This is a genomic window from Ideonella azotifigens, from assembly GCF_006519715.1.
Taxonomy (GTDB): Bacteria; Pseudomonadota; Gammaproteobacteria; order Burkholderiales; family Burkholderiaceae_C; genus Ideonella; species Ideonella azotifigens.
This window is the reverse complement of the sequence record NZ_VIDT01000011.1, coordinates 22,400-28,399: the sequence shown is the minus strand read 5'-3', so window position 1 is coordinate 28,399 and position 6,000 is coordinate 22,400. Positions and strand designations below refer to the sequence as shown.

The 6,000-nt window shown below is 67.1% G+C and carries 5 protein-coding genes and 1 pseudogene; 5 read left to right on the top strand and 1 reads right to left on the bottom strand.

The window, feature by feature from the left end; translation table 11 throughout:
• Both FKP22_RS01950 and FKP22_RS34480 read left to right on the top strand, forming a co-directional pair.
• Positions 1-259 (top strand): annotated as a pseudogene (locus FKP22_RS01950) (alcohol dehydrogenase); the annotation flags it as partial.
• Positions 256-564 carry a YSC84-related protein gene (locus tag FKP22_RS34480; protein WP_141284660.1) on the top strand — a complete coding sequence of 103 codons (309 nt, stop codon included), beginning with the start codon at positions 256-258 and terminating at the stop codon, positions 562-564. The pseudogene FKP22_RS01950 and the gene FKP22_RS34480, both read left to right, overlap by 4 nt.
• Here the strand turns inward: FKP22_RS34480 and FKP22_RS01940 are convergent.
• Positions 513-1,301, bottom strand: a complete 789-nt coding sequence (locus tag FKP22_RS01940; protein WP_231012965.1) for a hypothetical protein — start codon at positions 1,299-1,301, stop codon at positions 513-515. The genes FKP22_RS34480 and FKP22_RS01940 overlap by 52 nt on opposite strands.
• A gap of 233 nt (positions 1,302-1,534) precedes the next feature.
• Between FKP22_RS01940 and FKP22_RS01935 the strand changes: the two genes are divergently transcribed.
• The 3 genes from FKP22_RS01935 to FKP22_RS01925 all read left to right on the top strand — a co-directional run bounded on the left by FKP22_RS01935 (position 1,535) and on the right by FKP22_RS01925 (position 5,804).
• Positions 1,535-2,215: a polysaccharide deacetylase family protein gene (locus tag FKP22_RS01935; protein WP_211361277.1), complete on the top strand. Its 681-nt coding sequence runs from the start codon at positions 1,535-1,537 to the stop codon at positions 2,213-2,215.
• A gap of 122 nt (positions 2,216-2,337) precedes the next feature.
• A complete protein-coding gene (locus FKP22_RS01930) occupies positions 2,338-3,474 on the top strand; it encodes a putative glycoside hydrolase (RefSeq protein ID WP_231012964.1) in 1,137 nt (378 codons plus the stop codon).
• The gene (locus FKP22_RS01925) at positions 3,471-5,804 is read left to right on the top strand and encodes a serine hydrolase (RefSeq protein ID WP_211361276.1); all 2,334 of its coding nucleotides are present in this window, start codon (positions 3,471-3,473) and stop codon (positions 5,802-5,804) included. The genes FKP22_RS01930 and FKP22_RS01925 overlap by 4 nt, the downstream gene beginning before the upstream one ends.
• The last annotated feature ends 196 nt before the right edge of the window (positions 5,805-6,000 follow it).

The following is a 6,000-nucleotide window of genomic DNA, read 5'->3' as shown; positions in this document are numbered from 1 at the left end:
GCGCAAAGGCGGCCGGGTGGTCTGCGGCGGGATCCACATGAGCGACATCCCCTCATTCCGCTATCGGCTGCTTTGGGAGGAGCGCCAGCTGGTGTCGGTGGCCAACCTGACCCGCGCCGATGCCCATGAGTACCTTCGTTTTGCAACGGCGCATCCACCCCAGGTCCAAACCACCGTCTACCCTCTGGCGCAGGCCAACGAAGCTCTTGCCGATCTGCGCGCCGGCCGGCTGCAAGGCGCTGCCGTCCTGTTGCCCTGAGTCTTCGCTGGCCGCCACCGTGGGGGCCGCCGGCGCAGCGTCCCGAACCGAGAACGGTTCTGCAGTCTGAAAAGGCCTTGAACTCGGCTTACAAGACCAGCGCCAAGCTGGGAGTGGATGCCACCGTCGCGCTTGGTACGAAAGGTGGAAGGCTGGCGGCAGCCGGCATCGACCTGGTCCTGTATTCGAAGATCAAAGGAGTGTTTGCCGGTGTGGCCGTGGACGGCCTGTTGCTGAAAGGATTCACGAGCGGCTACTTGACCTTGCCGAGGGCGACTCGGAACTCCTCGAGCTTGGCTTCGTAATGCTCCGCTTCTCCATAAGCGAGGAAGCGGTTGTAGCGCGCGTGAGTTCCCAGGATCTTGTGCGCATGCTTGATGGGGCAGAAGTACTGCTCGGTGCGGGCGACGATCTCGCGCAGGTAGGCAACCAGCCCGTTTGCATACTCGCAGTAAGTGCAGTGAAACTTCTCGATGAAGTTCAGGTAGCCGAGGTGGCGCCTGTCGTACACGAGGTAGTCGCTGCGCCGCACCTTGGCGATGCCGTAGATCGGGAAGCACGCCCACTGATAGAAGCTCACGAACAGATCCAGCATCAGCAGCGGTATCGCCATGCCGTAGATGATCGGGCCGGTGATCAGGTTCTGCGGGCGGTTGGTCACCAGCCAGCGAAAAAAGCCGGTCTTGAGCTTGCGGTGTGCCACCTTCACCGAACTCTCGAACTCCACCCGCTTGCCGTTGATCCGGAAGAACATGCGACTTTCCTGCTCGTGCACGGCCGTGCGCAGTTCTTCCTCGAGGCCCGCCATCTGGGCCAATATCTCGGCGATTCGACTATTCATGGTGCAAGCATAGTCGCGCCCCCCCGAGGGCGGGCATGCGCGTACAAAGGTCGCGCGGCCAAGCTGCTGATCGAAAGCCCTTGCGGCTGATCGCCGGGGGCTGCGTTCTGGTTCGCCAGCCAGCAGGCCAACATCGGCACCTGTTCCCACAAGCGCGCAGCCGAGGCTGCCGCTCAGCCGGCGTGGCTTCGCGATCTGCATTGCGGGCGATCAAGGTCGCACGGCCTGGGTGGCTGCAAGCTGCGCCCATGATCACTCCAGCACGAGCGCCTGAGAACCAAGCCACATCGAAGGCTGGCCGTGCCATCGACCGCACACGTCGCGCGCTCACGTGCACGCTCGTCGGTTCACCGCTGGTCGGTCGAGCGGCGGCCGCCGCACCCGCAAAGACACAGCGGGTTCCGATCCTCGTGTTTCACCGCTTCGCAGAGACCATGGCCGACAGCATGACGCTGCGGATCGCAAACTTCGAGTCGCAGCTGCGCATGCTGGAGAGCCGGAATTGCCACGTCATCCCGCTGTCTGATTGGGTCGCCTGGCGGCTCGCGCTGGCCAGCGGCGATGCGGCCCCGTTGCCGGCGCGCGCCGTCGTGCTGACTGCCGACGACGGGCACCGATCGCAATTCGAGGCGATGGCGCCGGCCCTGCGGGAACGCAGCTGGCCCGTCACGCTGTTCGTCTACCCTTCCGCGATCTCGAATGCCAGCTATGCAATGACCTGGCCGCAGCTCCGCGAGCTGGCTGCCGACCCGCTCGTCTCCGTTCAATCGCACACCTTGTGGCATCCGAACCTGGTTCGCGAGCGCGGTCGCATGGCGCCCCAAGCCTTCCGCAGGTTTGTAGCCGACCAGTTGACCCGCTCGCGCGACACGTTGGAGCAGAAGCTGGCACACCCCGTCACCTTGCTGGCCTGGCCCTTCGGCCTGAGTGACGAAGGTCTGGCGGCCCAGGCCGCCGAGGCCGGCTACCGGTCAGCGTTCTCGCTTGGCAACCGTTCGGCCGGGCCCGCCGATCCACTGTACGCGGTGCCACGCCATCTGATCGTCGACAGCGTGGATGCAAGCCAGCTCGCGGCCCGCCTCGAAGCTGCATTCGCGAACGGGATGGCATCGTGAGGCGCCTGGCGCCCGCTTGGATCGGGCTCGCGATGTGCGTCGCGGCTGCGCAGGCTTGCGCACTCGGAGGCGAGGTCCGGGACGCAGTGTCGGGTCGACCTGTCGCGCTCGCGACGGTTGTCGTGGCCGGCGAAGTCCATGCCAGCGACAGCCTGGGCAGGTTCGAGGTCGATGGCGCCACCGACGGCGCGTCCGTCACCGCGCGTGCCATCGGCTATGCCAGATTCCAGGGCATCGTCGCTTCGTCCGCGCCGCTCGTCATTGCGCTGACGCCGCTGCGACCCAAGGCGCTCTACCTCTCGGTGTACGGCATCGGCAGCGCGACGCTGCGCGGCGACGCGCTCAAGCTGATCGACGAAACCGAGCTCAACGCTTTGGTGATCGACGTCAAGGGCGACCGCGGCTTCGTGCCCTACCGCAGCGCGGCGCTGGCGGCTTCAGGGCTGACGCAGACGCTGGTCACCGTGACGGACATGCCGACGCTGCTGCGGACATTGCACCAGCGCGGCCTCTACCTGATCGCCCGCATCGTCAGCTTCAAAGACGAGCCCTATGCGACCGCCCATCCGGCGTGGGCAGTGCACGATGCCCACGGAAACGTGTGGAAAGACCGCGAAGGCCTGCCATGGATCGACCCGTTCTGCCGCGAGGCCTGGGAGCGCAATCTGGCGCTGGCCGAGGAAGCGGCGGCCCTCGGCTTCGACGAGATCCAGTTCGACTACCTGCGCTTTCCCGATGCCACCGGGCTGGTGTTCTCCGAGCCCGACACCGAAGACCGCCGCGTCGCTGCGATCAATGGATTCCTCGACGCGGCGCAGCACCGCCTGGCACGCTACAACGTGTTCGTCGCGGCCGACATCTTCGGCTACGTCGCCTGGAACAGCAACGACACCCACATCGGCCAGCAACTCGAGGCCATCGTCAAGCACGTCGACTATCTCTCGCCGATGCTCTACCCCTCAGGCTTCTCCTTCGGCATCCCGGGGTACCGCGACCCGGTCGCGGCGCCCCACGAAATCGTGGAGAACAGCCTGCGCCGCGCCATTGTGCGGACCGGCTTACCCGGCCTGCGTTTTCGTCCGTGGCTGCAGGCATTCCGCGACTACGCCTTCGACCGGCGCGCTTTTGGCGAGCGCGAGATCCGCTCGCAGATCGACGGCGCCGACGACGTGGGCACCGACGGCTGGATGCTGTGGAACCCCAACAACCGCTACGGCGAGGGTGGGTTGGAGGCCGACACGCAAGGCTCGTCACCATGAAGCATCGCCGGCTGCGCTGGTGGGCGGCGGTGATTGCGCTTCTCGCGCTGCCTGTTTTGACGGCCGCTGGCGACCTGTCCCGGCAGGACTGGACGCCGATTGACGCTGCAGTGCGCGCACAGATCGCCGCCCGCCAGTTGCCCGGTGCCGTGCTGGTGTTCGGCGATGCCGAGTACATCTGGCTGCGACGCGCCTGGGGCTGGCGTGCGCTCGATCCGCAGCGAGAACCGATGACTGCGGACACCGTCTTCGACCTCGCGTCGCTGACCAAGGTGATCGTCACGACCACAGCGGTGATGCAACTGGTCGAACGCGGGCTGGTGCAACTCGACGTCCCGGCTGCCCGCTACTGGCCTGCCTTTGCCTCACACGGCAAGCAAGCCATCACGGTGCGCCAGTTGCTGACGCACCGCTCGGGGCTGCGTCCCGACCTGGACTTGCGCGAAGACTGGCACGGTTACGCCGCCGCCATGCGGCGCGTGGAGGGCGAATCTCCAGGCGCTGCACTCGGCAAGCGCACGGTGTACAGCGACATCAACTTCATTGCACTCGGCGAATTGGTCCGTCGCGTCTCCGGTCTGCCTCTGCAGGTCTATGCGGAGCGCCACGTACTGGGTCCGGCCGGAATGCGCGACACGGGGTTCCTGCCGGACAGGGCCTTGCGTGCACGCATCGCGCCGACGGAACGCATGGGCGGCGAACTCCTGCGCGGCACGGTGCACGACCCGACTGCCAGGCGCATGGGCGGCGTGTCCGGGCACGCCGGTCTGTTCGGCACGGCCGACGATCTCGCGCGCTTCGCACAGGCCCTGCTGCGCGGCAAACGCCTCCTCGACCGGTCCTCCATCAAAGCCCTTCAGCAGGCCGAGGGGGATCCGAACGATCCGGACGGCGTGCGGGGCATCGGCTGGCAGTTGCAGGCGCCGCTGGTGGCCAATCGCGATGACCTCGAACCCAAGGGCCTGCTCGGGCACACCGGCTACACCGGCACGGCCCTGTGGATCGATCTCGTCCAGGGCCGCTTCATGGTCCTGCTGAGCAACCGGGTCCACCCGGACGGTCAAGGCAACGCCCAACCGCTGCGACGGCAGGTACTGGCCCTGGTGTCCAGCCTTGCGCCTCCGCTGGAAGCGGCGGCGCGGACGAGCCCGCTGCCCACCCTGCGCGTTGCGACCGGCATCGATGTCTTGCGCTTGCAGCGCTATGCAGCGCTGACAGGGCGCCGCATCGGCCTGATCACCCACCTCGCCGCGATCGATGCGCTCGGCTGGCGCACCTTGGATCGGCTGCGCTGGGCGCCCGGTGTGACGCTGGTCAAGCTCTTCAGCCCGGAGCATGGCCTCTACGGTGACGTCGAGGGCGCGGTCCCATCGGGCACCGAACCCTTCAGCGGACTGCCGCTGATCAGCCTCTACGGCGCGGCCACCCGCCCCGGTGTCGCGAGTCTGCAAGACATCAACACCCTGGTGTTCGATGCGCAGGACGTCGGCGCGCGCTTCTTCACCTATGCCTCGACGATGGCGCAGGCGATGGAAGCCGCCGCCGAGCAGGGCATCCGGTTCGTCGTGCTCGATCGGCCCGATCCGATCCGCGCTGATCGCGTCGCAGGGCCGGTGCTCGACCCGGGCCGGGGATCTTTCACCGGGCCGGAAGGACTGCCCGTGCAGCATGGCATGACCGTCGGCGAACTGGCGCTGTGGTTCCGGGACGACCTTCGTGCTCGCCGCGGGCTCGATCTCGACCTGCAGGTCATCACCATGCAGGGATACCAGCGCTCGATGTGGTTCGATCAGACCGGGCTCGACTGGGTACCGCCCTCACCCAACCTGAGGACGCCCACGCAAGCTGCGCTCTATCCGGGTGTCGCCTGGGTCGAGGGCGCGAACTTGAGCGTCGGGCGCGGCACGAGCCATCCCTTCGAGTGGCTGGGGGCGCCCTGGGTGGTCGGCAGCACGCTGGCCGATGCGTTGAACGAGGCCGCACCGCCGGGCCTGCGCTTCACGTCCGTCGACTTCACGCCCGATGCCGGCCCCTATGATGGGCAGCGCTGCCACGGCGTCGAGGTCCGTGTGGTCGATCGCGACACGCTTGATGCTCCCCTTCTCGGCGCACTGCTGGTGAGAACGCTGCACCGCCTGTGGCCCCGCGAGTTCGCCATCGACAGCACCTTGGCGACCATCGGTGCCAGCGCGACGCTGCAGGAACTGACAGCCAGCACCGACCTCGCCACGGTCGCGTCGCACTGGCAGCCAGCGCTGTCGGCATTCCGATCCCGGCGTGGCCACGACCTCCTGTACGAACCGCCGACGCCGCCAATGCTGTCGCGTTGATGCAGATCAGTGCGTCCGCGCGGCTCACGCACGCGCCATTGATCGCACGCAACGGTCTGCGCCATCGGCGCCGCCATCCTCGCAGGCATGGCCTCCGCCACCTTGTTCACGAAGGAACATGACATGGGCGCGCAAACCACCTCGAGCACCCACGACCCAGTGCTTGCCGCCTATGACACCCACACCGCGGCCGGCA

Bases quoted from the DNA above. Each gene is read 5' to 3' on its own strand.
- FKP22_RS01940 (WP_231012965.1), bottom strand. From the start codon at position 1,301: ATGCAGATCGCGAAGCCACGCCGGCTGAGCGGCAGCCTCGGCTGCGCG.
- FKP22_RS01935 (WP_211361277.1), top strand. From the start codon at position 1,535: ATGGCCGACAGCATGACGCTGCGGATCGCAAACTTCGAGTCGCAGCTG.
- FKP22_RS01925 (WP_211361276.1), top strand. From the start codon at position 3,471: ATGAAGCATCGCCGGCTGCGCTGGTGGGCGGCGGTGATTGCGCTTCTC.